This window comes from Variovorax stachyos, assembly GCF_051400855.1.
Classification (GTDB): domain Bacteria; phylum Pseudomonadota; class Gammaproteobacteria; order Burkholderiales; family Burkholderiaceae_C; genus Variovorax.
Genome location: NZ_JBLFFN010000001.1, coordinates 491,450 through 516,037, shown reverse-complemented (window position 1 = coordinate 516,037; position 24,588 = coordinate 491,450). Strand labels below are relative to the sequence as shown.

Genomic DNA, 24,588 nt, shown 5'->3' with positions numbered 1-24,588 from the left:
TTGTTCTGGAGACACCATGATTCGACCTGCACGCCGCAGCCTTCTCGCCCTTTTGATCGGTGCCGCCCTGGCGCCCGTCGCGCATGCGCAGGTGACGGGGTACCCCGCCCGCCCGGTGCGCCTGATCGTGGGTTTTCCGGCGGGCACCGGCCCGGACATCGTCGCGCGGCTGCTGGCGCAGAAGCTGTCGGAGAACTGGGGCGGTCAGGGCGTGATCGTGGACAACAAGCCCGGCGCCGGCGGCCTGATCGCCGCCGGCGAAGCGGCGCGCGCCCAGCCCGACGGGTACACGCTGATGCTCGGCGAGACCGGCCAGCTCAGCATCGCCCCGAGCAGCTACAACAAGTTGCCCTACGACCCGCAGAAGGACTTCATCCCGGTGAGCCAGGTGGTGAGTTCGGACTTCGTGCTGCTCGTCAATCCGCAGAAGGTGCCGGCGAGGAACGTGAAGGAGTTCGTCGCCTGGACGCAGCAGCAGAAGGGGCTGTTCCTGGCGACCTTCGGCGCCGGCACGCCCGGGCATTTCGGCGCGTACATGTTCGGCGAGGCGGTGAAGCAGAAGCCCGAGCCGGTGCACTACAAGACCACGGCCGACGCGCTGGGCGGGCTGTTCAGCGGCGACGTGCAGGGGGTGTTCGCCAGCGTGGGGCTGGCCGCGCCGAACGTGAAGTCGGGCAAGCTGGCCGCGCTGGGCACCACCGGCGCATCGCGCAGCCCCTCGCTGCCGGAGGTGCCCACGATCAAGGAGCAGGGCTATCCGACGCTGGAGTTCAACTCGTGGTTCGGGATCGTGGCGCCCGCGCGCACGCCGCCCGAGATCGTGGCGAAGCTCGGCGCCGACATCCAGAAGGCGGTGAGCTCGCCGGACGGCCGGCAGAAGATCGAGGACGCAGGCTTCCGCGTCACGGGCACCACCGGCGCGGAGTTCGCGCGCATCATCGCGGCGGACACGGCAAGCTGGGGCAAGGCGGTGGCGGCAACGGGCTTCAAGGCGGACTGAGCTCCACTACTCCATCGACGGCGCATCCAGCACGATCTGCCCTGCGGTCAGCGTATTCACGGTCGCGCCGGCAATCTCCATCATGACGCTCGCACGGTCGGCGGCCATGTAGGCGGTCAGGTGCAGAACCGGACGCTCGTCCATGTCATGCATCAGCCGCACCAGCTTCAATAGCGGCGCACCCACCTCGGTCTGGATCAGGCCGGCGCGCTGCGGGTCGCTCACGGTTGCGCTGAACTCCTGCACGACGCGGCCGAACTTCACGCCCTGCATCATGAGGATCTCGTAAAGCGCCTTCTTCTTGAGTGCAGCCGCCGTCACGCGCCGGCCGACGGCGGCGGGCACCCACGCGTCCGTGAGCATTGCCGGCTGGCCGTTGCGGTTGGATCGAATGCGCAGCGCGTGCACGGCCTTCTCGCCGGGCGCAATCTGCAGCAGCCTCGCCACATCGGCCGGCGGCACGGCCTGCTCGACCTCGAGGACGCGGACGATGGTCTCGATGGCCGTCATGCGCAGGCTGTCTATCACGCTGAGGCTGGGCACGGGCCGCAGCTGCCCCGGCTCTCCCCGCACGAAGGTGCCGCGGCCGTGCCGGCGCTCGACCAGGCCCTGCGCCGCCAGGTCGCCTAAAGCGCGCCGCACGGTGATGCGCGAGACACCGAATCGATCGCACAGCGCTTCCTCTTTCGGCAACGCGCCGCTCGGGAAGAGGCCACGCGAAATCTCGTCGCGCAGCACCAGGTAGATCTGCCGGTGCAGGGCGGTGCCGCGCGCCCCGTTCATCGGCGTGGTTCCAGTCGACAGGTTCATGGCGGGAGCATAACTTGTTGACTTGTTGTTATGTTGTGATAGTCTTAGAACAACTGAGACAAGCAAGCAAGACCAACCTGCGCTGAAAGACCGCCGCTCATGACCACCCACCCCTCCCTCCGCGAGCTGCTCGCCGCGCCCGGCATGCTCATCGCCCCCGGTGCCTATGACGGCATCGGCGCGCGACTGATCGAGCAGGCGGGCTTCAACGCCGTGTACATGACCGGCGCCGGCACGGCGGCGGCGCGCGGCTACCCGGACTTCGGCCTGCTGGACATGGGCGAAATGGTGGCCAACGCCGCCACCATGGCGCGCGCCATCAGCGTGCCGCTGATCGCGGATGCCGACACCGGCTATGGCAATGAACTGAACGTGACGCGCACGGTGCGCGAGTACGAGTCGCGCGGCGTCGCCGCCATCCACATCGAGGACCAGGTCTCGCCCAAGCGCTGCGGCCATCTGGACGGCAAGGAAGTGGTCTCGCGCGCCGAGTTCGTGTCGAAGATCCGCGCCGCGGTCGATGCGCGCCGCACGAAGGAGTTCGTGATCATCGCCCGCACCGATGCGCGCGCCATGCTGAGCCTGGACGAGGCCATCTGGCGCGGCAACGCGGCGCTCGACGCCGGTGCCGACCTGGTCTTCGTCGAGGCCACGCAGTCGCTGGAAGAAGTGGCGGCGGTGCCCAAGGCCGTAAAAGGGCCGTGCCTGCTCAACGTGGTGCCCGGCGGCCGCACGCCGATCTTCGACCTTCGCGAAGCAGAGGCCATGGGCTACAGGCTGGCGATCCTGCCCGGCCTGATGCTGGCCGCGGCGATCCAGGCCGGCGACGCGGCGCTCGCCCAGCTCAAGGCCACGCACAAGGCGCCCGAGGTCACGCAGAGCGTGGCCCAGACCTTCCGCCGCTTCGGCGCCGACGAGTGGGACACACTGCGCCAGCGCTTCAATGCCGGCACCGCCATGGAACAAAAGTGATGCCCGGCCGGACGCTCTTTGACAAGATCTGGGACGCCCACGTCATCCGCGACCTGGGCGATGGCTGGGCGCTGCTGCACATCGATCGGCACCTGCTGCACGACCTCTCCGGGCCGCCCGCGCTCGCCGAGGTCACGGCGCGCGGCCTGCCGGTGCATGACCCTGAACTGGTGTTCGCCACGCCCGACCACGCGATGTCGAGCCAGCCCGGGCGCAGCGGGCTGACCTACGCGCCCGGCGGCAAGCTGTGGACCGCGCTGCGCGACCGCACCCGCGCCGCCGGCGTGCGCCTGTTCGACCTGGGAGAGCCCGGGCAGGGCATCGTGCATGTCATGGGCCCGGAGCTGGGCATCGTGCTGCCGGGGCTCACGGTGGTTTGCGGCGACAGCCACACCTGCACCAATGGCGCGCTGGGTGCGATGGCCTTCGGCATCGGCTCGTCGGAGAGCACGCATGCCCTGGCCACGCAGACGCTGCGCCAGCAGAAGCCCCGGCGCATGCGCATCCGCTGCGACGGCAGCTTGCGAGCAGGCGTCACCGCCAAGGACCTCGCGCTGCACATCATCGGCAAGCTCGGCGCTGCCGCCGGCGTCGGCCATGCGATCGAGTACGCGGGCAGTGCCATCGAGGCGATGGAGGTCGAGGCCCGGCTCACGCTGTGCAACCTGTCGGTGGAGCTTGGTGCGCGCTGCGGCATGGTGGCGCCCGACCAGCGCACCTTCGACTATCTGCGCGGCCGGCCCTTCGCACCGCAGGGCGAGGCCTTCGATGCGGCGGTGGCGCAATGGCGGCTGCTGGCCGGCGATGCCGATGCCGTTTTCGATCGGGAAGAGTCCATCGACGTCTCGCTCATCCGACCCACCATCACCTGGGGCACGAGTCCCGAGCACGCCATCGCCATCGACGGCCGCGTGCCTGATCCGCAAACCGTCGCCGACACGGCGCAGCGCGACACGCTGGCCGCCGCGCTCGACTACATGGGCCTGCGGGCGGGGCAGCCCATCGCCGGCACTCCGGTCGATTGGGTGTTCATCGGCTCGTGCGCCAATTCGCGCATCACCGACCTGCGCGCCGCTGCCGAAGTGGCGCGCGGCAGGCACGTGGCGCCGGGCGTCACGGCGTGGGTCGTGCCGGGTTCCGAGAACGTCAAGCGCGCCGCGGAGGCGGAAGGCCTGCGCGAGGTGTTCGAAGCTGCCGGCTTCGCCTGGCGCGAGCCCGGCTGCAGCATGTGCGTGGCGGCCAACGGGGAGCAGGTGCCGCCGCAGAAGCGATCGGTGTCGACCTCCAACCGCAACTTCGTCGGCCGCCAGGGGCCGGGTGCGCGCACGCACCTGGCGAGCCCCGCGATGGCGGCTGCGGCAGCGATTGCCGGCTGCATCGCGGATGTCGGGAGCATCGCATGAGCCGCACGGCCGCTGCGAAGGCTCATGGCACCGCAGCCCGCAGGGCGGAGGTTCTCCAATGACCATTTCGCCATTTACCGTCGTCAGCGGCGCCGCGCCGTACCTGCCGCGCGCCAACATCGACACCGACGTGATCATCCGCATCGAGCGCCTGACCTCGCTGCCCAAGGAGCAGCTCGGCCCCTACGCGATGGAGGCGCTGCGCTACCGCGCCGACGGCAGCGACGACCCGGACTTCATCCTGAACCGGCCCATGTTCCGAGGCGCCCCGATCCTGCTGGCCGGCGACAACTTCGGCTGCGGCTCCTCGCGCGAGGGCGCGGTGTGGGCCCTGCAGGGCATCGGCGTGCGCTGCGTCGTCGCGCCCAGCTTCGGTGACATCTTCTACGGCAACTGCTTCCAGAACGGCGTGTTGCCAATCCGCCTGCCGGCCCCCGTGGTCGAGGCACTGGCCGCGGCCTGCGCCGACGGAGCCCCGCTCACGGTCGACCTCGAACGGCGCGTGCTGATTGCGCCTTCGGGCGCGCGGACCACGTTCACCATCGACCCGCTGCGCCGCGAAGCCCTGCTCCACGGCCTGGACGACATCGGCCTCACGCTGCGAGACGAGGCCCGCATACGCGCCTGGCAGCAGGCCGACCGAGCGCAGCGGCCATGGGCCTGGCCGTCTGCGGCCCACCCGCTGCCCATGCCTTGCCAATCACGAACCAAGGAGACATGAAGATGATGAAGTGCGTATTTCAACCGGCGTGGGGCCTTTTCCGGCGCGCCGGCCGGAGGCTGCGCCCATGCACTGCAGCGCTGGCCACAGTGGCCGCAGTGGCGGCATCCGGTCTTCCGCTCGCCGCCGGTGCCGCCGGTTGGAAGCCGGAACACCCGGTGACGATGGTGGTGCCCTACGCCGCCGGCGGCGGCACCGATGCGCAGGCGCGCGTCGTGGCCAAGGAGCTGTCGCAGCTCTGGGGCCAGCCCGTGGTGGTCGAGAACCTCGGCGGCGCCGACGGGCTGATCGGCACCCGCCGCGTGATCGACGCCAAGCCCAACGGCCTCACGCTGCTGGTGCAACTGCCCTCGATCACGCTGATCCGGCACCTGCCTGCCTTCAAGGGGACCGATCCCGTGTCGCAACTGGTGCCGGTGTCGGCGTTCTCGACGCTGCCCGGCGTCGTGGCGGCCAATGCCGCGGTGCCGGTCACGACCATGGCCGAGATGGTGCGGCACTGCAAGACGGCCGCGACCCCATGCTCGCTCGGCACCACCGAGAACATGGCGCGGCTGCAGGCGCGCATGCTGAGCGCCGAGAGCGCGCTGCCCAACCTCATCGTCGCCAACTACAAGGGCGGCGGCCAGCTGATCACCGACCTGGTGGCCAACAACATCTCGTTCGCCATCGCCGGCAGCACGGCGGTGCTGCCGCATGTGCGCTCCGGCGCGCTGAAGGTCATCATGACCATGGGCGACAAGCGCTCGTCGATCTTGCCGGACGTGCCGACGGCCATCGAGCAGGGCTTTACCAGTTTCGACACGACCACCTGGTACGGCATCTTCGTGCCGAAGGGAACGCCGGCCGACATCCAGCAGGGCATCGCAAGCGCGTTGCGCGAGGCAGCGAAGAGCGAGGCGGTGCGCAAGGCCTTTGCCGCCATCGGCGCGGAGCCGCTGGGCAACACGCCCGCCGAATTCGCGGCGATGGTCCAGCGCGAGCGCGACCGCGCCGACGCCTTGGCCAAGCGCTTCCCGCTCGAATGAGATCCGCATCGACAGGAGCCACTGCACGATGAGCACCGTGACGACCACCACTCCCGCCGCTGGTCGCGATGCCGCCGCCTGGCACAGCGCCGACCTGGCCCGAGATGCGCGCTGGATGACGCACTTCGACGATGCCGAGCGCGCCGACCTGTTGCGGGTGCTGCGCGCCGGGCACCGGCCCGGGCAGCCGCTGCTGGGCTACCGGCGCAGCGACTTTCCTTTCGGTCCCGCGGCGCTCGCGAAGATCCGCCGTGCAGTCGACGAGGCGCAGCACGGCCTGGGCGTCGCGCTGCTCAAGGGCTTTCCGCGCGAGGGCGTCACGCCGGACGAGTTCGAGCTGCTGACCTGGGCCGTCGGCCTCCATGTGGGCGTGGCGCGCCCGCAGGACAAGATGACACGCTACATCAACCGGGTGCAGGACGCGGGCACCGTCTATCGCAGCCCCACGGGCCGCGGCTATTCGTCGAATGCGGAGCTGGACTTCCACGTCGACGGCGCCGACATCGTGCTGCTGAGCTGCTTCAACCAGGCGCCCGTGGGCGGCGACAGCATGTGCGCGAGCTCGACCGCGGCCTGGCGCCAGTTGATGGCCGAGCGCCCCGACCTGGCCGAGGCCCTGCGCGAGCCGCTGCCCTTCAGCCGCCAAGGGGAGCAGGCCGAGGGCCTGGCCGCCTTCCGCCTGATGCCGGTGTACGGCGAGATGGACGGCGAGGTGTTCTGCATGTGGGTGCGCAACCGCGTGGAGCAGGGCGAGAAGCTGCCGGGCGCGCCGCGCATCACCGCGAAGCAGCGGGAGGCGATGGACCTGCTGGATGAGATCGTGCGCCGGCCCGCCTTCATGTACTCGATGCGGCTCGAGCCGGGCGACCTGCAGATCCTCAGCAACTTCACCGCGCTGCATTCGCGCACCCAGTTCCAGGACGACCCCGATCCTGAGAAGAAGCGGCTGCTGTTCCGCCTGTGGCTGGCCACGCCCGATTCGCCACGCCTGCCGGCAGGCTGGAATGGCTTCTACGAATCCACCGAGCCCGGCGTGGTGCGGGGCGGCGCCTACGGGCAGCACTACGACGATGCGTGCCGGCGCTTCGATGCCGAGCAGGCGGAGGCGATGGGCATGCGGCTCGGACCCGGATTCTCGAACTGACCCACCGAACCACCGAACCACGGACCCAGGAGAAATCATGAGCAGACTCGACATCGCCGGCGACGCCCGCCGCACCATCGACGTGATCAAGAACGGCGGCATCGCCATCGTGCCCAACGACACGGGCTACGCCTGTTGCGGCTCCTCCATGGATCCGCTGAAGAAGATCTACGACACCAAGCGCCGCGGCAGCCACAAGCGCAATGCGATGGCGGCGGACCTGGAGACGCAGCGCGAGCTGCATACGCTGCCGCCCCGGGCGCAGCAGATGGTGGAGGCGCTCGTCGTCGATCACGACCTGCCCCTGGGCGTGGTCGGCACGTTCCGGCACGACCATCCCTTGATCCGCAAGCTGGACGACGACGCCATCAAGGCGAGCACGGCCGCCGGCACGATCAGCACGCTGGTCAACGCCGGCGTCTTCCACGCGGAGCTGTGCCGCCTGAGCCGCGAGGAGGTGGTGCCGCTGTTCGGCTCGTCGGCCAACATCTCGGGGACCGGCACGCGGTTCGGCGTCGAGGAGATTCCCGATGAACTGAAGCAGATCGCCGACATCACCATCGACTACGGCCTGCGCCGCTATCACATCTATCGCCGGGCCGGGACGCTGATCAACTTCGAGACCATGGAGGTGATCCGCATGGGCGCCTGCTACGAATTGATTTCCGGCGTCCTCAAGCGCTGGTTCGACGTCGAGCTGCCGGCGGATCCGGGCGTCGAGGCGCTGCCGTCCGGGCACCTCAACGAGTTCGCATTGAAGAACGTCGAATAGGAGGAGGCCATGCACGCAGCGCTCTTCGATCCGCGGCGCCGCTCGGCGCTTGCCGGCGGCGCAGCCGCCATCGCGCTCGCGATGCTGGGCGGCCGCGCGCAGGCGCAAGCCTGGCCGAGCAAGCCGGTGCGCCTGCTGCTCGGCTACACGCCGGGCGGTTCCTCCGACATCCTGGCGCGCGAGCTCTCGGTGCCGCTCACAAAGCTGCTGGGCCAGCCCGTGGTGGTCGACTACAAGCCCGGCGCGAGCGGCACCATCGCCGCGTCCGAGGTCGCGCGGTCCGCCCCTGATGGCCACACGCTCGGCCTGCTCGACAACGCGCCCCTGACCATCGTGCCGTCGCTGCGCAACCCGGGCTACGACCCGGTGGCCGGCTTCACGCCGATCGCGATGGCGTCCCAGTTGCCGCAGGTGCTCGTCGTGCCGGCGGCCAGCGGCATTCGCAGCACGCGCGAGCTGATCGAGGCGATGCGCAGGGAGCCCGGCAAGCTGAGCTATGGGTCGGGCGGCGCCGGCAGCGTCAGCCACCTCGCCGGCGAGCTGCTCAAGCTGCGCACGGGGACCTTTGCGGTGCATGTGCCGTACCGTGGCGCCGTGCCCGCGATCACCGCGTTGATCGCGGGCGACGTGCAGTTCGCCTTCCTGACCTACACGGGCACCTCGTCCTTCATCGCGAGCGGCAGGCTGCGGGCCATCGGTGTCAGCTCGCTGCAGCGGCTGCCCGCGATACCGGATGTGCCGACCATCGCGGAGAGCGGCGTGCCCAACTTCGACGCGCCGGGCTGGTTCGCGCTCATGGGCCCGCCCGGCCTGCCGCCAGCAGTGACCGCGACGATCCGCAAGGCGCTGGCCGAGGTGCTGGCGACCCCCGCGGTGGTCACGCGCATGCAGGAGCTCGGGCAAACGGTGGTCACCGGCCAGGCCGACGTGGGCCGGACCATCGCCAACGAACTGGCGATGTGGAAGCAGCTCGTCGCCCAGAGAAAGATCGTCATCGACGGATGACGGCCGTCCTTCCTGCTCCCCGCTCTCGAACCTTCACGAACGGAAACCCATGCTCCAAGGCCTGATGCAGGACCAGCCCCTGCTGATCTCCAACCTGATCGACTTCGCCGAACTCCACCACGGCGACGCCGAGATCGTTTCGCGCCGCGTCGAGGGCGACATCCACCGCAGCACCTGGACCGAGGTCGCGCGCCGGGCTCGGCAGGTGGCCAACGCGCTGGACGCGCAAGGCCTGGCGATGTCCGACCGCGTCGCCACCATTGCCTGGAACGGCTATCGACACCTGGAGCTGTACTACGGCGTCTCGGGCGCCGGGCGGGTGCTGCACACCATCAATCCGCGGCTGCATCCCGACCAGGTCGCCTGGATCGTCAACCACGCCGAAGACCAGGTCCTTGCCTTCGACACCAGCTTCCTCCCGCTGGTGCAGGCCGTGCACGCCCGCTGCCCCACGGTCAGGCAATGGATCGCACTGTGCGATGCAGACAAGTTGCCCGCAGACAGCGGCATCGCCAACCTGGTGAGCTACGAAGCCTGGATCGGCGGCCAGTCCGAGCGCTACGCCTGGCCGAGCTTCGACGAGAACTCGGCGTCGAGCATGTGCTACACGAGCGGCACCACGGGCAACCCGAAGGCGACGCTCTACAGCCATCGCTCGACGCTGCTGCACGCCTACGGCTCGGCACTGCCCGACGTGATGGGCCTCTCGGCGCGCGACGCCGTGCTGCCGGTGGTGCCGATGTTCCACGTCAACGCCTGGGGCATCCCGTACTCGGCAGCGCTCACGGGCTGCAAGCTGGTGTTCCCCGGCCCGGCGTTGGATGGCAAGTCCATCTACGAACTCATCGAGAGCGAAGCCGTCAGCTTCGCGGCCGGCGTTCCCACCGTGTGGCAGATGCTGCTGGGCCACCTGCAGGCCAACGACCTGACGTTCTCCACGCTCGAACGCACGGTGATCGGCGGCGCGGCCTGCCCGCCGGCCATGCTGCGCAGCTTCAAGGCCTACGGCGTCGATGTGCTGCACGGCTGGGGCATGACCGAGATGAGTCCGCTGGGCACGCTGTGCGCGCTCAAGAAGAAGCACCTGTCGATGGACGCCGAGGCGCAACTGGCCGTTCTCGAGAAGCAGGGGAGGGCGGTGTTCGGCGTCGACATGAAGATCGTCGACGGCCAGGGCGTCGAGCTGCCGTGGGACGGCAAGGCCACCGGGGACCTGCTGGTGAAGGGGCCGTGGATCGTCAAGAAGTACTTCAACAGCGAGGATGGCGATCCGCTGGTCGACGGCTGGTTTCCCACCGGCGACGTGGCGACCATCGATGCCGATGGCTACCTGCAGATCACCGACCGCAGCAAGGACGTGATCAAGTCCGGCGGCGAGTGGATCAGCTCGATCGGCATCGAGAACATCGCCGTCGCGCACCCTGCGGTCGCGCTGGCCGCCTGCATCGGCGTTGCGCACCCGAAGTGGGACGAGCGCCCGATCGTGATCGTCGCCACGAAACCCGGCGCCGACGTGACGCGCGAGGAGCTGCTCGCGTTCTACGAAGGCAAGATCGCCAAGTGGCAGATCCCGGACGACGTGGTGTTCGTCGAGACGATGCCGCTGGGGGCGACCGGCAAGATCCTCAAGACGCGGCTTCGGGAGCAGCTCGAGGACTACAGGCTGCCGACCCAGGTGCGCCACTGAATCCGCTAGCGAATTGAGCCGCAGCGAGAACGAGCCAGAGCTATCCCGCGTTCACCTGAAGTGAACGACTTGACGGCTGGACGTCTTCTGCGGGGGCAGGCCGCCGACTAGCATCTTCGGCTTCACATCCTGCGAGATCTTCAATGAAGCGCCTGTTCACGATCGCGATCGCGGCCCTTGCCGCGCTCCCCGCTTTCGCCGAGTATCCCGACAAGTCGATCACGATCGTCGTGCCGTTCGCCGCCGGTGGGCCGACCGACAAGGTGGCGCGCGATTTCGCGGAAGCGCTGCGCAAGCCCCTGGGCAATGTCGCGGTCGTTGTCGACAACGCAGGCGGCGCCGGCGGCACGATCGGTGCTGCCAAGGCGGCGCGCGCGCCCAACGATGGCTACACGCTGCTGCTGCACCACGTCAGCATGGCCACTTCGCCCGCGCTGTACCGCAAGCTGCCCTACAAGACCCTCGACGACTTCGAGTACCTCGGTTTGATCAACGAGGTCCCGATGACGGTGATCAGCAAGAAGACACTGCCCGCCACCAACTTCGACGAGCTGCGTAAATGGCTGGCAGACAACCGCGGCAAGATCAACATCGCCAACGCCGGTGTCGGCTCCGCCTCGCACCTGTGCGGGTTGATGTTGCAGAACGCGCTGAAGGTCGAGATGCAAACCATCTCGTACAGGGGCACGGCGCCCGCCATGACCGAACTCATCAGCGGCCAGGTCGACATCATGTGCGACCAGACCACCAACACGACCGCGCAGATCGAAGGCAAGATGGTCAAGGCCTATGCGGTGACCACGCAAAAGCGCCTGACGACCCCCGCGCTGGCCGCGTTGCCGACGCTCGACGAGAGCGGCCTCAAGGGCTTCGACGTCAGCATCTGGCACGGCCTCTTCGCCCCCAAGGGCACGCCCAAGGCGGTGACCGACAAGATCAACGCGGCGCTGAAAGTGGCATTGAAAGATCCGGTCTTCGTCAAGAGCCAGGAGGGGCTCGGCGCGGTCGTCATCAACGACGCGCGGGTCAATGGGCCTGAGCACAAGAAGTTCGTCGAGGCCGAGCTGGAGAAGTGGGGCTCGGTCATCAAGACTGCCGGCCAGTACGCGGACTGAGCATGAATGCCGTCTTGATGAATCGAGCGCGCCTGCGGCTGATCGCACTGGCAGCGCTGGTGACGATCGCAGGCACCGCCGCGGCCGCCACTTCGCAGTCCTTCTCGGTCGAGCTCGCGGGCGGCCGGGTCAAGGGCAACGAGACGCTGAAGGTGCGCCAGGGCGACCAGGTCCAGGTGCGCCTCAGCAGCGACAAGCCGATGGTGCTGCATCTGCATGGCTACGACATCGATACCAAGGTCGCACCGCCCGCGCCAGCGCTGCTGACGTTCAAGGCCGATCTGGCCGGCCGTTTTCCCGTTCACGAGCATCGCGAGGGCCCTGGCAATCACCGCGCCGTGCTGTTCATCGAAGTCCATCCGTAGGCGCGCTCTGAGCAGATCCCGATTCGAGCGCTTGCGCCGCGCGCTGGCCAGGGCCGTCCCGGTTCTTGCCATGGCGTGCGCGGTGGCCACGGCGCATGCACATGGCTTCGGGCAGCGCTTCGACCTGCCGCTGCCGTTGTGGCTGTGGCTCACGGGGGCCGGCGCGACCCTCGTGCTGACCTTCGCGGCGCTGGCGCTGTTCGCGCGGCAGCACGACTTCGGCACGGGATTCCTTCGCAGCGTCGACCTGCTGCGCTTTTTGCCGCTGCGCCGCGTGGCGCATCCGCTCGCGATGGTGCTGCGCACCGTCTCCTGCGCACTGTTCGTGTTGACACTGGCGGCCGGCTTCTTCGGCAATCCCGACGCGTATGCGAACCTGATCGTCACGATGGTCTGGGTGCTGTGGTGGGTCGGCATGGCCTTCTTGTGCGCGCTCGTCGGCGACCTGTGGGAAGTCGTCAACCCGCTGCCTGCGATGTATCGCGCAGCCGTTCGCGTGATCGGCTGCCGGGAGTCCCTGGGTCGGGCCTACCCGGCGTGGCTGGGGGCGTGGCCGGCGGTCGCGCTGTTCTTCGTCTTCGCGTGGGCCGAGCTGGTCTGGCAGGACAAGGACGTGCCGCGCGCCATCGCCACCGCGCTGCTGGCCTACTCGGCGTCGAGCTGGAGCGGCATGCTGCTCTTCGGCGTGGAGGTCTGGCGCCGCCAGGCCGACGCCTTCGCGATGGTGTTCCGGGTACTGGGTCGCTTCGCACCCTTCGAACTGCGCAGCTCGGCGCCGGGCGAGCGGGCGCGTCTGCGCCTGCGGCCCTATGCCGCCGGCTTGCTGACGAACGAGCCGGTGTCGAATTCGATGGCCGCGTTCGTGCTGCTGATGCTCGCGACCGTCACCTTCGACGGCTTTCACGAGACGCCGCTGATGGATCGCATCGGGACCGCCGCGCAGACCTCGCGCCCGGTGGCCGAGACGCTGTTCGCGCTCTCCTCCGCGACAGGCCTGGACGAGACGCAGTGGCTGAACACCGTCGTGCTGCTGCTGTTCCCGCTCGCCTTCGTGCTGATCTTTCGCGGCGTCGGCGCATGGATGCTGCACCTGGCAGGCGGCGCGCACAGCAAAGGCCGAACCCATGCGGACCTGAACGCCATGGTCTGGAGCCTCGTGCCGATCGCCGTGGCCTACCACCTCGCGCACTACGCATCGCTGCTGCTGACCACCGGGCAGTTCATCATCCCGCTCGCGTCGGACCCGTTCGGCTGGGGCTGGAACCTGTTCGGCACGCGCGGCCGTGCCGTCGATCTCGGCATCGTCAGCCCGGCCGTGTACTGGTACGTCGCGGTTGCACTGGTCGTCGTGGGCCATGTGCTGGCGGTCATCGTCGCGCACATCGAAGCGGCGCGGCGCTTCGCAAGCCACCGTGCAGCACTGTTGAGCCAGCTGCCGATGCTCGCGCTGATGGTGGCCTATACGAGCCTGAGCCTGTGGATCATGGCCCAGCCGATCGTGGGCTGATGGCCGTCAGGGCGGGGGACGCTTCTGCGTCTGGGCCCAGGACTGGAAGTCGTTCTTGTCGCTCGACCAGTGCAGGTGGGCGATGCGGAAGCTCTCGCCGACGCGCCGCACGATCGCCGTCTCGAGCATCACCTGGTCGATCGCCTTGCCGTCGGGCCGCTTGCCGCTGATGCGGTAGGTGCTCAGCACCCAGCGCTCATTGCCGCTGCCGCCGAGGCGCCGGGCCTGCAGGGTCCAGTCGGCGATGGCGGCCATGTCCATGTCGGCCGGCAAATGGCTCAGCGCATAGGCCTCGATCGTCGCGTCCGTGGTGCCGAACTCGAACACGACCAGCGAACGGTCCAGGTGGGAGAGCGCGCCGGCCGTGTCCTTGCGCTTGAGCGCCGCATGGAAGCCGTCGACCGCATCGGCCGGCAGTTTTCCGCTTTGCGCCCACACGGCGCCTGAAATCATCAGGCTCCCGGCGACGAGCAGCGGGCGCACGCGCTCAGACCACATGCGGCAGCCTGTCATCGTCCCGGCGCGAGGTGGCTGGCGGCGCAACGGGGTCGAGCTGCTCGACGACGAACAGGTCGCCCGCGGTCATCCCGTCGAGCCAGCCCTCCTTGCTGCGCACGGTGATTTCGTTCGCGGTGTTGCCGTGCACCCAGTAGACGCTGCCGAAGCGCGCTCCCTTCAGCACGGTGAGCCGCCAGCCGCGCAGTTCATTGCGCGCCGGCGCCACCATCTTCGGACCGATCGGCTCGACGCGCAGCGTGTAGATGTGGCCCGCCTTGTTGGCCGCGCCGAGACCGGTCACCTTGCCGGTAAAGCGCCGCAGCACGGGGTCGACGAGCGGGTCGTGGCCGGCGAGCCGCATGCCATCGCGCAACAGCGGATCGGCCGAAGCATGAAGCGTGAGCAGCAAGGCCCCGGCCATCACCGAGGCCCGGGCACCGGCCGAGATCCATTTCAACAACATCGTCGTCATCCTTTTCGAGAAGCCCGGCAGTATCTCCAGCGTTGCAGCCTCGCGCAAGCGCTCACCTGCGATGAACGCATTGACCGTTGATCGTCTTCCAGGCACGCAGGGGCGCGACTAACCTACGCCGCTTCCAAATGCTGCGCTGGCGAACCCGATAAGACCGACATGCAACTTTCCCAGGGAGATCGCGCTCGCTGGCCGTGGTGGCTGATGACGGTGCTCATCGTCGTATCGGCAGTGACGTGGTGGCAGCACGACGATGCCGTCGTCCCGGTCGCAGTGGCCGCGCCGCCTCCGGTCCCGCAGGTCGCGGACCACGCGGCCGCACCCGACGTGTGCAGCGCATCCACCTCCGGATCGATCGAGACCGCGACGCTCGCACCGGCGCTCAAGCTCGAAGGCACGGTTATCGCCGGCGCCGGCAGCTTCGCGATGGTGCGCCGCACGACGGACTCGCAACTTCTGCAGCTTCGCGCGGGCGACCGCGTCGAGGGCCTCGTCGTCACCGCGATCGAATCCGACCGCGTCACGCTGACCGGCGCGGGGCGATCCGTCGTGATCGAGGCCCAGGCCCAGGCAGCGGCTGTCGCGCCCGCGGTCGTCGCGCCACCGGCGCAGGCGGTTGCCGCCGTGCCGGCGCCTCACCTCATTCCCGTCGAGCAACTTCCCGCAGCGTACAGAGGGCCCGCGCCCGAGGACGAAGTCCTGGGGCATTGACGCGAGATGCCCGCGCACCCTGCTCATCCACCACTATTCCAAAGAGGAGACAACGCGTGAACATGAAACTCCAGCTGTCGATGGCCGCCCTGGCCACGGCTGTGCTGCTCGCCGCTTGCGGCGGCGGCAGCAATAACTCCGCCGGCGTGCTGCCCATCGCGGGCACCGGGACGCCCGGCACGGATTCACCCGTCGCCGCCGAGCCCATCCCGGCGCGCAAGATCGACTACTGCGAGGCCGGGCCCGGCGACCAGCCCGAGACCGGACTGCGCGGCGGGCTTCCGTTGATGGAAATGAGCCCGACCGGGGACGTCTCCGGGGCCAGCGCTAACGTCACCTTCAAGGGGTTCTGGTGCGGCGCGCGCAAGGTCGCCCAGCACAAGCTGTTCGACCGCGGCGCCTTCGGCGACTTGCAGCTCAAGGACCGTTGTGCCTACGCCTCCCGCCGCGACGGCACCACCGATGCTTTCAGAAGGCCGATCAACGACTCGGTGCAGTACGTGGGCACCATCGTTTTCGACATGAAGACGCCGACGAAGATGGCAGTCGCGCCCGATGACGATCAGGTCGGCCACGCTTCCTTCGACCCGCCCAGTCCGAACCCGTACGGGAAGGTCCTGCGCACGCCCGCGATGATCCGCGCCTACTCGGCGCTCGAACTCCAGGGCAACATCATGGTGGGCGCGTACAAGGACAACGGTCCCGCCGGCACCAACCCGCTGGACGTGTATGACGTCAGCGACTGCCTGCACCCGGTCCCGCTGAGCACCACCTACAACACGCCCCAGGGCAACCACGACGGCTGGCTCTCGCCCGATGCCAAGACCTACTATGGCATCCCGTTCAGCGGCACGGCCATCATCGGCAGCGGCAACGCCGTCAACGGCAACAAGAACCAGGTCGTCGCCGGTGCCCAGAATCGCATCGACATGCACGTGACCGACCTGTCGGACCCGAAGAATCCGAAGCCGCTGTTGACCTGGAACCGGCTGGAGCTGCCGCAGGAAGTGCAGGACAACCCCAAGTGGAAGATCCTGAACACCACCCACTTCCACGACGTCAGCACCAACAATGCCGGAACGCGCGTCTACATGGCGCTGTATGGCGGCACCAACTCGCTGGGTGGCGGCAACAAGACGGCACCCGAGGAGCGGACCCAAAGGTGCGGCAACGGCCTGCTGATCATGGACTCGAGCGACATCGTCAACCGGGTGGCCAACCCGAAGTTGAAGTACGTCAGCTTCACCTCGTGGTGCGACGAGAAGCAGATGATCAACCCGGAGTTCGGCAACGGCGAGACGGCCTCGACCCACGCCACCGAGTGGGTGAAGCACATCAACGGCAAGGAGTACATCCTCTCGACCGAAGAAACGGGCGGCGGCCTGGGCGGCACACCCTCGGGCGTCTGCAGTCATCGCTCGTACGCCCGCATGATCGACCTTTCGGACGAGAAGAACCCGCAGGTCGTCGGCACCTATGTGTCGGACGCCAACACGCAAGCCGGCTGCGAGAAGAACCTGGCCTCAGGCGACTGGGCCGGAATGACCCACTACCTCAACTTCGATGACCGCAGCAACATGCGCCTGGCGATCTACGCGAGCGCCTATGCCGGCATGCGCTTCGTCGACTGGAAGGACCCGACCCGCCCGGTCGAGATCGCCTACTACGTCAAGGAGACCAACTCGAACGACCAGATGGACTTCACCCGCCCCGACCCGCGCTATGACGCCGAGAACTGCCTGTACTACACGGGCTGGAACCAGGGCGGCCTGGTGTCCCTGGAGCTGACCAACCCCGAATACAACCCCTGCATGAGCCGCGCCACGAGCGTCAAGGGGCAAGTGGCTTCCGACAAGGGAACCCTGGATGTCACCGTGGAAGCCAGCCGCAACGGCAACGGCGCCCCCGCAGTGGCGAGCATGAGCTTGAAGGGCCAGGGCCATACCGCGGAACTGAGCTCGGTGACGCGACTCGGCTCGGCCATCGATGCGGATGGCCTGATCACGGCGACCAGGAACTCGGTGCAGATCGATGGCGAAGGCACCTTCGACGGCCAGCCGGCGACGTTCCGCGTCATGGTGCAAGACAACACCGGCAACAACGGCGTCTTCTCCTTCGCCTGCACGTCGGGATGCTCGTTCAAGTCCAGCGGCTACATGACGGGCGGCGGCAGGCTGGTGGTGAGCCAGAAGAGCTGACGCACTTCAGTCACTGCCCCCCCGGCTTTGAACGAGCCAGGGGGGCTGCTGCCTGACATAGGGACATCCAGATCTTCGTTGCGCCTCTCACCGTGGGACAATTGAAAGGTTCAGAAGACAACAACGAGACAACGTGCGCCATGCTCATCTGCGAGACCTGATTGCAGTGGTCGAAACCGGCAGTGTCCGATCCGCTGCACGCAAGCTGGGCCTCGCACAATCTGCCGTCAGCAAGAATCTCACTGCACTCGAGAAATCGGTGGGCGTGCCACTGCTGGTGCGCTCCGTGCGGGGCGTCGAGCCCACCGAATTCGGCCGTATCGTGCTGCGCCGCGCGCGCGTCGTCGATTCGGAGCTGCGCCACCTCCAGGAAGAGATCGAGCGTTTCAGCGGCGAGCGCCAGAACCTGATCACCGTCGGCCTGTCGGCCACCGCCGAGGCAATGCTGCTGTCGGAGGCCGTGGCCCGCTTCCGCAAGTACACGCCGGACGCGCTGATCAGCGTGATCGGCGGCCGCTCGTCGTCGACGATCGCGGCATTGCGCGAGGCCAAGATCGATTTCGCGATTGGCCCTTTGCCGACCGATCAGAGCGTGACCGATCTGCACACCGAGCAACTGTGCAGCTCCGACCTGGGGATCTTCGCGCGCGCGGACCATCCGGCTGCCAATGCCCGCGACCTTGCCAGCCTCGCGCCTTACGGCTGGTTGTACAGCGTGCGGCCGTCCGGCGAGCCGGCGATCGTCTCGCTGATGCGCAAGCACGGCCTGCCTGATCCGACGCTGGTGGCGCATTGCGATTCGTCGAGCGCGCTGGTCGGCATGCTGCTTCAGAGCGACTATGTCGCGCTGAACACCGTTGGGGCGATGGAGCCACTGCGGCAACGGGGGCTGCTGAAGGTCCTGCCCATCCGTCTCGATCTGCCGCCGGCCGTGCAGTACCTGATGACTCCGACGATGCGACCGCTCACGGCACCGGCCGCGGCGCTGGCGGCTGAATTCCGGCGTGCATCGCGCAGGCTGCGAAGGTGAGCAGCGGCAGGCTTGCAACGCGGCGCGCGGTGCTCGCCGCCATGGCGTACGCCGGCTGGTGCGGCCGCGACGCACTGGCCGGAAACAGTGCAACCCAGGTGCTGCGCATGATCGTGCCGCAGGCTCCCGGCGGCGCTGCCGACTTCATGGCGCGCCTGCTCGCCAAGGACATCTCGCGCGCGCTCGACCGGCCGGTGGTGGTCGATAACCGGCCGGGCGGCGGAACGATCATCGGCACGCGGGCGGTGGCAATGGCCGCGCCCGACGGCAACACGTTCGGAATGGTGCTGTCGCCGCACGCCATCAATCAGGCGATGCGTCGACAGATGCCGTACGACGCGCTGACCGATTTCGAGCCCATCTGCCTCGGTGGCCGTTCGATCGTGGTGCTGGTCACGCAGCCGGGCTTCGCTGCGCGCAGCGTGGGCCAGTTGATCAAACTGGCGCGGCGCGCTGATCCGCCGCTGCAGTATGCGTCGCTTGGCATGGGGTCGGTGTCGCACCTGGCCGGCGAGTTGCTCGCCATCGAGGCCGACGTCGCGCTCGAACACGTGCCGTACAACGGCAGCGCGCAGATTTACCGCGCGCTCATCAACGGCGACTTGCCGCTGGCCTTCGTGACGCTGGAGTCGGCGCTGCCGCACCTGCGGGCTCGGCGCCTTCGGGCGTTCGGCATCACGAGCGCACGGCGGGCTGCGCCATTTCAGCAACTGCCTGCCATTGCCGAGTTCCTGCCCGGCTTCGAGCTGGACGGCTTCTACGGCTTCGTCGCACCGGCTCACACGCCGGCGCCCTTCGTCGACGCGCTGGGCGCCGAGATCGCGAGGACGTTGCAGACCCCGAGCATCCGAGACCGGCTGGCCATCGGCGGGCTCGTCGTCTCGGTCGAGCCGCCAGCGGCTTTCGCCGAGTTCCTGCGCCAGCAGATCGACAAGTACGCGGCACTGGCCAGACGCACCGGGATCACGCTGGACTGATGTCGCTCGGGGCGACGGGCAAGATCCTCGAGACGCGGCCTCGGGAGCAGCTCAGGGACTACAGGCTGCCGACCGGGGCGGCAGGCTGAAAAGGGCCGGGGCCTCGCCGTCCAGGAAAGTCGAGGAGATCGCGCAGACATGGAAGTTGACCCGTTCCAGGTCGCTGATCAGATCGAGGTGCTGCGAGCTGGTCTCGATGCTCTCAGGCGTTCCATCCGTCAAGCGCGCCAGATGGGCATGGCTGCATTCCTTCACCCGCTCTCCGTACCGCCTTCGAGCGCAGGCGAGGTTGCGCGCGTCTTGGGGACTGCGATGGATGAACACTGCCATCGCAAGATTCAAGTTCGCCAGCGTCAGAGCGTACAACTCCCCGATCTCGCGAAGCCCTGCAGCGGAAAACTGCTTGCCCGCGGCGATGTTGCGTTTCTCGATGCGTTCCAGCAAACGCTCGATGATGTCGGCCACTTGCTCGAGGTTGATTGCGAAAGCAGTAATTTCCGTCCAACGCTGATCATCCTCGGCGCTCAAGGTCTTTCGCGAGAGGCGGGTCAGGTAGTGCTTGATGCCCGAACACAGCGCGTCGACCTCGTCGTCCATCGCCCTCATCTGGCGGGCGAGCGCTGAATCGTTCTCCTGAATTGCGCGAAGGCTGCCGCGAATCATTGTTTCGACGAGATCCGCTTCGTGGATGGCTTCGCGAGCTGCGCACGAAATGGCCAAGCTCGGCAAGGCCAGCGAATCAGCATGAAGGCGCAACTGTCGACCCCCTTGTGCAGCGTCGGACCGTTCGCGCAGCAAGATCTGGATGACCGCGGAAAACCTCTCCGTGAAGCACAAGCAGAGCAAGGCGACGGCGAAGTTGAACGCCAGATGAAAGCCGACGACGACAGTGCCGCGCGAGAGGCTCGACGCTTCGGCGGCGTTCAGCCAGAGCGCGGTGAACGGCGCGAACAACACGACACCGAAAACCTTGAAGAGCAGGTTGCCCAAGGGCAGCCTTCGTTCCTCGACGCTGCAGCGCGAAGAGCTCATGACGGCCAATAGTCCACTGCCGAGATTGGCGCCGAGCACGAGGCCGAGGCCGGCCAGCGTCGATATGGCGCCGGTCGCCGCGAGCGTGCCTGTGAGGATCACGATGGCAAGGCTCGAATAGGCGGATACGGTGAGTGCCGCACCCACGGTGATCAGCAGCAGTAGATCGCCACTGACCGATGCGAGCAGGGAACGCGTCACGGCCGAACCGGTCAGTGCCGATGTTGAGGCGCCGATGAGGTGCAGCGCCCACAGCATGAGCCCGACGCCGATCAGGCATTTGCCGACGTGGCCCGCCGTGCTCCCTTCTCGAGCTCTGCAAAGGGGAACACCAACCAGGAGGAAGAGGGGCGACATCCACGACAAGTCGAACGAGAAGATCAGTGCCATCACGCTCGTTCCCACATCGGCCCCCAGCATGAGAGCCAAGGCCAGTGGGAGACTCATGATTCGCTGGCCCACGAAGCCCGACACGATCAGCGCAGTCGCCGTGCTGGACTGAAGCACGGCGGTGATGGCAAACCCCGAACCCGCGGCAGTGACCCGGTTTCCCGCAGCGCGCGCGAGCATATACCGCAGACGCGTACCAAAAGCCTTCAGCAGCGACGAGCGCATCAGGCCGCTGGCCCAGATCAGCAGAGCGATCGCAGCGAGCAGGTTCAAAAGCTGCGCCATCGTCGCCGATCATTCCATCTTGACGCCAGCAGCACGCACCACCTCGCCCCAGGCGCGCGTCTCGCTTGCCATGAAGCGCGCGAAGTCTGTCGGATTGCCGCCGCCGGGTTCCGCGCCGTCGTCGGCGAGTGCCTTGCGCACTGCAGGCCGCTGCAGGGCGGCCCGGGTCGCCTCGGTCAACCTGTCGATCACGGCCTGCGGCGTCTTCGCCGGCGCGAGAAGCCCCGCCCAGGAGGTCACGGAAAATGATTTGAGACCTGCTTCCTTCATCGTGGGAAGGTTGGGTGCCGCGGCGGAGCGCTCGTCGGAAGTCACGGCCAAGCCCTTCAGCTTGCCGCCCTTCACCTGTCCGATGGCGCTCGGGATGGTTTCGAAGGCGAACTGCACCTCGTTCGACATCACGGCCAGCATCGCCGGCCCGCCGCCTTTGTAGGGCACATGGGTGGCTTCCACGCCGGTCATCGACTTGTAGATCTCGCCCGCGAGATGGCCCGGCGAGCCGGTGCCGGCGGAGGAGAAATGCAACTTGTCCGGGTTTGCCTTGGTGTAGGCGATGAAGTCCTGCAGATTGTTCGCAGGCAGTTCGGGCGCTGCCATGAGCAGCAGAGGGTACTTGGCCACCAGCATGATGGGCTCGAAGCTCTTCACCGGGTCGAACTTGAGATTCGAGTAGAGGTGCGGGTTGATCGACTGGCTGCTGAGCGTCGCCATGAAGATCACGTGGCCGTCGGGTGCCGCAGTCGCCGCCAGCTCAGCCGCAAGGTTGCCTGCTGCACCGGGCCGGTTGTCGACGATGACCGATTGTCCGAGCGTCTCGGTCATGGCCTGTGCGAGCACGCGGGCCAGCTTGTCGGTCGAGCCTCCGGGTGCGAAGCCGACGACCATGCGCACCGGTTTCGACGGAAAGGACTGCGCCGTTGCGGGCTGAATGGCTGCGCTCGCCAAGGCCAACGCCGCGAGCATTCTCAGACGTGGGTATCTCATCGTGTGTCTCCGTTTCTAGCCGAGGTCGTTCAATGCCAGCGAGAGCACGTCGAAGTTGCGCAGCCCCCGCGTCGGTACTGGGCGCAACCTTCGGTTGAAGAGCAGCGGCACGCGCTGCTCCGACAGCCCACCGTGCGAGCGCAGCGGCACTGAGAGACCGGAAAGGTCGTGCTTGTCCGACGAGGTACCCAGCACGGTGAGGCGATGCGACAGCACGACGAGATCGCCGATGCGATCGGGTGGAAGCTCGAACCGCGCTGCGGCCTGCTCCCGCCTCAGCACTTCCTCGACCCCGTCGATGGAGGCGATCAATTCGGCCATGACGGGAATACGCGCGGCGTCGGAGACATACACGGTGGCGTAGGAGCCGAGCGCGCCGTGGTGGACGACGTAGGGATCGGTGATGGGCAGGAGTACGCGGCCTCCCTTGCCGTCTTCGCCGGCTGCGTCCAGCACGTCCTGCAGGAAGACGATGTTGGGGCGCCCGAGCGCATCGGTCTTGGCGTTCATGCCGTGGTCGGCCGTGATGGCGATCACCGCACCCATCGCGTCCAGCTGGGCGAGGTAGCCGTCCATCATGGCGTAGAAGGCGTTGGCGTCGGGCGTGCCGGGGGCGGCCTTGTGCTGCACGTAGTCGGTCGTCGACAAGTACATCAAGTCCGGCCGTTCGGTACGCATGAGCATCACGCCCGCTGCAAGAACAAACTCGGAGAGGTCCGCGCTGTAGACCGAGGGCAGCGGCCTCCCGGTCTTCGCGATGAGTGAGTCGATGCCGTTCTGCTCCATGGTTGCCTGGTCTGCCTTCTCGGCAGAGAAGCAGATGCCCTTCAGCCCGTGTCCGAGCAGCGACCGCAGCTTGTCCTTGGCCGTGACGACCGCGACCTTCTTGCCGGCCGCCGCCATCTCGGCCAGGACTGAGGGCGCGCGAAGGTACTTGGCGTCGTTCATCAGCACTTCCTTCTGCTGTTCCTGGTCGAAGAAGTAGTTGCCGCAGATGCCGTGCACGCTGGGTGGCGCCCCAGTCACGATCGACAGGTTGTTCGGGTTCGTGAACGAGGGCATGACGCAGTCACCAGACAGCACCGTCCCCCGCCGCGCGAGTGATTCGAGAAATGGCACGGCCTTCGCCTGAACGGCCTGGTTGATGTAGTCCTGCTCGCAACCATCCACGCAGACCACGACGGTGGGCGTGAGAGGCAGGCGATAGGAGCGGTTGTTGACGGTGATGGATGTGGGGTTCATGCCCGCGACTCTAGGTCGTGAGCATTCCTGACGCTATCGACTAATATTGCGATTCATGTGAGAAAAACTGACGGAGCGCTTCGCCATGCCGCATTCCATGCCGCCACTCAACGCGTTGCGCGTCTTCGAAGTCGCCGCACGCGCCGGCAGTTTCACCGACGCTGCACGCGAGCTTCATCTCACGCATGGCGCGGTCAGCCGCCAGATCCAGCTCCTGGAAGCAGCGTTGGGCCAGCCACTATTTCGAAAGGAAGGCCAGCGCATGGTGGCCACCGAGCATGCGAAGGCCTTTGCACGCGAGATCAGCGCCGCCTTCGACCACATCACCGACGCGTCGACGCGCTACGGCAAATTGCTCACCAGCAAGGTCGTGCGCGTCAATGCACCGGCAACCTTCGCGATGCGGTGGCTCATCCCCAGGCTCGGCGAATTCCGGGCGCGCCATCCCAAGACGGAGGTGCGCGTCTCCACCGCCTTCAGCAGCGACCCGATGTTCAAGGGCAGCTTCGACCTCGCGATACGGCGCTCGCCGGGCGACCTGAGCCAGTTCGAGGTGACGCCACTTTTCCAGGAATGGAGCACGCCGATCGCGAGCCCGGCATTGGTCAAGAAGCGAGCGCTGCGCAGCCCGGCCGATCTGCAATCGAGAACGCTGCTATTCACGGAATCCAGGCCGGGCGACTGGGAAGAATGGCTCAGTGCCGTGGGTTACCGCGAGCTGCGCTCGGCACAGCAACTGCGTTTTGACCACTTCTTTGTCACCCTGCAGGCAATCGTCGACGGAATGGGGTTCGGCGTCGGCACATTTCCCACACTCTCGGCGGACCGCGACGCCGGCAGGATCTGCACCCCTTTTTCCGGCGCGCTCGTGCCAGGCAGCACCTATTTCTCGATCGTTCCACTGGATTCGGACAAGCCGAAGCACCTCCGCGAGTTTCAAGCCTGGCTCGAGCAGTGCTCCGCTACGTCATCGAAGGAGTTCGAGAACGACTTTGGTCGACAGCGGACTGTTGCCAATCGGTCTTTCCGGTTCGCATCAGCATGAATGCGCCGAGTATCGTCCCGATGGGCACTGCGAAGAGCATCAACACGCCCAGCACTCGAGAGAGATTTCGTCCCCACCGTTTGCCTGCTCGAACGCCGCGCATCGCCAGGTAGTGCAGCAGGAGCGGGATGCCAAAGACCGCAGCAAGTATCAGGACGCCCATGCCGCTCGGCTTGTCGCCCTCGAGATGTACGA

General features: G+C 67.4%; 23 protein-coding genes. 17 read left to right on the top strand and 6 right to left on the bottom strand.

Annotated features, from left to right (window positions below):
- Positions 1 to 16 precede the first annotated feature (16 nt).
- Positions 17 to 1,000 (top strand): Bug family tripartite tricarboxylate transporter substrate binding protein, encoded by a 984-nt coding sequence (locus ACMGEZ_RS02535; protein ID WP_436820663.1) that lies wholly within the window; start codon positions 17 to 19, stop codon positions 998 to 1,000.
- Positions 1,001 to 1,006: 6 nt separating this feature from the next.
- Here ACMGEZ_RS02535 and ACMGEZ_RS02530 read toward each other — a convergent pair whose 3' ends face one another.
- The gene (locus ACMGEZ_RS02530; RefSeq protein ID WP_436820662.1) at positions 1,007 to 1,810 is read right to left on the bottom strand and encodes a GntR family transcriptional regulator; all 804 of its coding nucleotides are present in this window, start codon (positions 1,808 to 1,810) and stop codon (positions 1,007 to 1,009) included.
- A 99-nt stretch (positions 1,811 to 1,909) separates the two neighbouring features.
- On the opposite strand from ACMGEZ_RS02530, the gene ACMGEZ_RS02525 reads away from it, so the two are divergent.
- The 11 genes from ACMGEZ_RS02525 (at position 1,910) to ACMGEZ_RS02475 (ending at position 13,529) form a co-directional block, all read left to right on the top strand.
- Positions 1,910 to 2,782 carry an isocitrate lyase/PEP mutase family protein gene (locus ACMGEZ_RS02525; protein ID WP_436820661.1) on the top strand — a complete coding sequence of 291 codons (873 nt, stop codon included), beginning with the start codon at positions 1,910 to 1,912 and terminating at the stop codon, positions 2,780 to 2,782.
- Complete coding sequence (leuC, locus tag ACMGEZ_RS02520) at positions 2,782 to 4,185, top strand: 3-isopropylmalate dehydratase large subunit (protein WP_436820660.1); 1,404 nt, start codon at positions 2,782 to 2,784, stop codon at positions 4,183 to 4,185. The genes ACMGEZ_RS02525 and leuC overlap by 1 nt, the downstream gene beginning before the upstream one ends.
- A gap of 64 nt (positions 4,186 to 4,249) precedes the next feature.
- A complete protein-coding gene (gene leuD / locus ACMGEZ_RS02515; RefSeq protein ID WP_436820812.1) occupies positions 4,250 to 4,906 on the top strand; it encodes a 3-isopropylmalate dehydratase small subunit in 657 nt (218 codons plus the stop codon).
- A 98-nt stretch (positions 4,907 to 5,004) separates the two neighbouring features.
- The gene (locus ACMGEZ_RS02510) at positions 5,005 to 5,934 is read left to right on the top strand and encodes a Bug family tripartite tricarboxylate transporter substrate binding protein (protein ID WP_436820659.1); all 930 of its coding nucleotides are present in this window, start codon (positions 5,005 to 5,007) and stop codon (positions 5,932 to 5,934) included.
- A 28-nt stretch (positions 5,935 to 5,962) separates the two neighbouring features.
- On the top strand, positions 5,963 to 7,078 hold the full coding sequence (locus ACMGEZ_RS02505) for a TauD/TfdA family dioxygenase (protein WP_436820658.1): 1,116 nt from the start codon (positions 5,963 to 5,965) through the stop codon (positions 7,076 to 7,078).
- A gap of 37 nt (positions 7,079 to 7,115) precedes the next feature.
- Positions 7,116 to 7,850 (top strand): Sua5/YciO/YrdC/YwlC family protein, encoded by a 735-nt coding sequence (locus ACMGEZ_RS02500; RefSeq protein ID WP_436820657.1) that lies wholly within the window; start codon positions 7,116 to 7,118, stop codon positions 7,848 to 7,850.
- Between the two features lie 9 nt (positions 7,851 to 7,859).
- On the top strand, positions 7,860 to 8,855 hold the full coding sequence (locus ACMGEZ_RS02495) for a Bug family tripartite tricarboxylate transporter substrate binding protein (protein ID WP_436820656.1): 996 nt from the start codon (positions 7,860 to 7,862) through the stop codon (positions 8,853 to 8,855).
- A 49-nt stretch (positions 8,856 to 8,904) separates the two neighbouring features.
- Positions 8,905 to 10,542, top strand: a complete 1,638-nt coding sequence (locus ACMGEZ_RS02490; RefSeq protein ID WP_436820655.1) for a 3-(methylthio)propionyl-CoA ligase — start codon at positions 8,905 to 8,907, stop codon at positions 10,540 to 10,542.
- A gap of 143 nt (positions 10,543 to 10,685) precedes the next feature.
- Positions 10,686 to 11,657 (top strand): tripartite tricarboxylate transporter substrate-binding protein, encoded by a 972-nt coding sequence (locus ACMGEZ_RS02485; protein ID WP_436820654.1) that lies wholly within the window; start codon positions 10,686 to 10,688, stop codon positions 11,655 to 11,657.
- 2 nt (positions 11,658 to 11,659) lie between these two features.
- Positions 11,660 to 12,022, top strand: a complete 363-nt coding sequence (locus tag ACMGEZ_RS02480; RefSeq protein ID WP_436820653.1) for a cupredoxin domain-containing protein — start codon at positions 11,660 to 11,662, stop codon at positions 12,020 to 12,022.
- Positions 12,023 to 12,104: 82 nt separating this feature from the next.
- Positions 12,105 to 13,529, top strand: a complete 1,425-nt coding sequence (locus tag ACMGEZ_RS02475; RefSeq protein WP_436820652.1) for a hypothetical protein — start codon at positions 12,105 to 12,107, stop codon at positions 13,527 to 13,529.
- A gap of 6 nt (positions 13,530 to 13,535) precedes the next feature.
- On the opposite strand, the gene ACMGEZ_RS02470 is transcribed toward ACMGEZ_RS02475, so the two are convergent.
- Complete coding sequence (locus ACMGEZ_RS02470) at positions 13,536 to 14,027, bottom strand: YybH family protein (protein WP_436820651.1); 492 nt, start codon at positions 14,025 to 14,027, stop codon at positions 13,536 to 13,538.
- Positions 14,017 to 14,490: a hypothetical protein gene (locus ACMGEZ_RS02465; RefSeq protein ID WP_436820650.1), complete on the bottom strand. Its 474-nt coding sequence runs from the start codon at positions 14,488 to 14,490 to the stop codon at positions 14,017 to 14,019. The genes ACMGEZ_RS02470 and ACMGEZ_RS02465 overlap by 11 nt, the downstream gene beginning before the upstream one ends.
- A gap of 168 nt (positions 14,491 to 14,658) precedes the next feature.
- On the opposite strand from ACMGEZ_RS02465, the gene ACMGEZ_RS02460 reads away from it, so the two are divergent.
- The 4 genes from ACMGEZ_RS02460 to ACMGEZ_RS02445 all read left to right on the top strand — a co-directional run bounded on the left by ACMGEZ_RS02460 (position 14,659) and on the right by ACMGEZ_RS02445 (position 19,415).
- On the top strand, positions 14,659 to 15,210 hold the full coding sequence (locus ACMGEZ_RS02460) for a hypothetical protein (protein ID WP_436820649.1): 552 nt from the start codon (positions 14,659 to 14,661) through the stop codon (positions 15,208 to 15,210).
- A 56-nt stretch (positions 15,211 to 15,266) separates the two neighbouring features.
- Positions 15,267 to 17,408, top strand: a complete 2,142-nt coding sequence (locus ACMGEZ_RS02455) for an LVIVD repeat-containing protein (protein WP_436820648.1) — start codon at positions 15,267 to 15,269, stop codon at positions 17,406 to 17,408.
- A gap of 133 nt (positions 17,409 to 17,541) precedes the next feature.
- Positions 17,542 to 18,438, top strand: coding sequence for a LysR family transcriptional regulator (locus tag ACMGEZ_RS02450; RefSeq protein WP_436820647.1), 897 nt, complete (start codon positions 17,542 to 17,544; stop codon positions 18,436 to 18,438).
- Between the two features lie 29 nt (positions 18,439 to 18,467).
- A complete protein-coding gene (locus ACMGEZ_RS02445; protein ID WP_436820646.1) occupies positions 18,468 to 19,415 on the top strand; it encodes a tripartite tricarboxylate transporter substrate-binding protein in 948 nt (315 codons plus the stop codon).
- 51 nt (positions 19,416 to 19,466) lie between these two features.
- On the opposite strand, the gene ACMGEZ_RS02440 is transcribed toward ACMGEZ_RS02445, so the two are convergent.
- From ACMGEZ_RS02440 to phnA, 3 genes are read right to left on the bottom strand one after another with little or no spacing between them, the layout of a single operon-like run.
- The gene (locus ACMGEZ_RS02440; protein ID WP_436820645.1) at positions 19,467 to 21,122 is read right to left on the bottom strand and encodes a Na/Pi cotransporter family protein; all 1,656 of its coding nucleotides are present in this window, start codon (positions 21,120 to 21,122) and stop codon (positions 19,467 to 19,469) included.
- A gap of 9 nt (positions 21,123 to 21,131) precedes the next feature.
- Positions 21,132 to 22,106 (bottom strand): Bug family tripartite tricarboxylate transporter substrate binding protein, encoded by a 975-nt coding sequence (locus ACMGEZ_RS02435; RefSeq protein WP_436820644.1) that lies wholly within the window; start codon positions 22,104 to 22,106, stop codon positions 21,132 to 21,134.
- A gap of 15 nt (positions 22,107 to 22,121) precedes the next feature.
- Positions 22,122 to 23,348: a phosphonoacetate hydrolase gene (phnA, locus tag ACMGEZ_RS02430; RefSeq protein ID WP_436820643.1), complete on the bottom strand. Its 1,227-nt coding sequence runs from the start codon at positions 23,346 to 23,348 to the stop codon at positions 22,122 to 22,124.
- Positions 23,349 to 23,463: 115 nt separating this feature from the next.
- Here phnA and ACMGEZ_RS02425 point away from each other — a divergent pair, with 115 nt between their 5' ends.
- Positions 23,464 to 24,393: a LysR substrate-binding domain-containing protein gene (locus ACMGEZ_RS02425; RefSeq protein WP_436820642.1), complete on the top strand. Its 930-nt coding sequence runs from the start codon at positions 23,464 to 23,466 to the stop codon at positions 24,391 to 24,393.
- Positions 24,394 to 24,588: the final 195 nt, after the last annotated feature.

Excerpts from the sequence above, each read along its gene's own strand:
- ACMGEZ_RS02435 (WP_436820644.1), bottom strand. The coding sequence starts at position 22,106 with ATGAGATACCCACGTCTGAGAATGCTCGCGGCGTTGGCCTTGGCGAGC.
- phnA (WP_436820643.1), bottom strand. The coding sequence starts at position 23,348 with ATGAACCCCACATCCATCACCGTCAACAACCGCTCCTATCGCCTGCCT.
- ACMGEZ_RS02495 (WP_436820656.1), top strand. The coding sequence starts at position 7,860 with ATGCACGCAGCGCTCTTCGATCCGCGGCGCCGCTCGGCGCTTGCCGGC.
- ACMGEZ_RS02535 (WP_436820663.1), top strand. The coding sequence starts at position 17 with ATGATTCGACCTGCACGCCGCAGCCTTCTCGCCCTTTTGATCGGTGCC.
- ACMGEZ_RS02530 (WP_436820662.1), bottom strand. The coding sequence starts at position 1,810 with ATGAACCTGTCGACTGGAACCACGCCGATGAACGGGGCGCGCGGCACC.
- ACMGEZ_RS02500 (WP_436820657.1), top strand. The coding sequence starts at position 7,116 with ATGAGCAGACTCGACATCGCCGGCGACGCCCGCCGCACCATCGACGTG.
- ACMGEZ_RS02460 (WP_436820649.1), top strand. The coding sequence starts at position 14,659 with ATGCAACTTTCCCAGGGAGATCGCGCTCGCTGGCCGTGGTGGCTGATG.
- ACMGEZ_RS02440 (WP_436820645.1), bottom strand. The coding sequence starts at position 21,122 with ATGGCGCAGCTTTTGAACCTGCTCGCTGCGATCGCTCTGCTGATCTGG.
- ACMGEZ_RS02525 (WP_436820661.1), top strand. The coding sequence starts at position 1,910 with ATGACCACCCACCCCTCCCTCCGCGAGCTGCTCGCCGCGCCCGGCATG.
- ACMGEZ_RS02480 (WP_436820653.1), top strand. The coding sequence starts at position 11,660 with ATGAATGCCGTCTTGATGAATCGAGCGCGCCTGCGGCTGATCGCACTG.
- ACMGEZ_RS02465 (WP_436820650.1), bottom strand. The coding sequence starts at position 14,490 with ATGTTGTTGAAATGGATCTCGGCCGGTGCCCGGGCCTCGGTGATGGCC.
- leuC (WP_436820660.1), top strand. The coding sequence starts at position 2,782 with ATGCCCGGCCGGACGCTCTTTGACAAGATCTGGGACGCCCACGTCATC.
- ACMGEZ_RS02505 (WP_436820658.1), top strand. The coding sequence starts at position 5,963 with ATGAGCACCGTGACGACCACCACTCCCGCCGCTGGTCGCGATGCCGCC.
- ACMGEZ_RS02490 (WP_436820655.1), top strand. The coding sequence starts at position 8,905 with ATGCTCCAAGGCCTGATGCAGGACCAGCCCCTGCTGATCTCCAACCTG.
- ACMGEZ_RS02470 (WP_436820651.1), bottom strand. The coding sequence starts at position 14,027 with ATGTGGTCTGAGCGCGTGCGCCCGCTGCTCGTCGCCGGGAGCCTGATG.
- ACMGEZ_RS02485 (WP_436820654.1), top strand. The coding sequence starts at position 10,686 with ATGAAGCGCCTGTTCACGATCGCGATCGCGGCCCTTGCCGCGCTCCCC.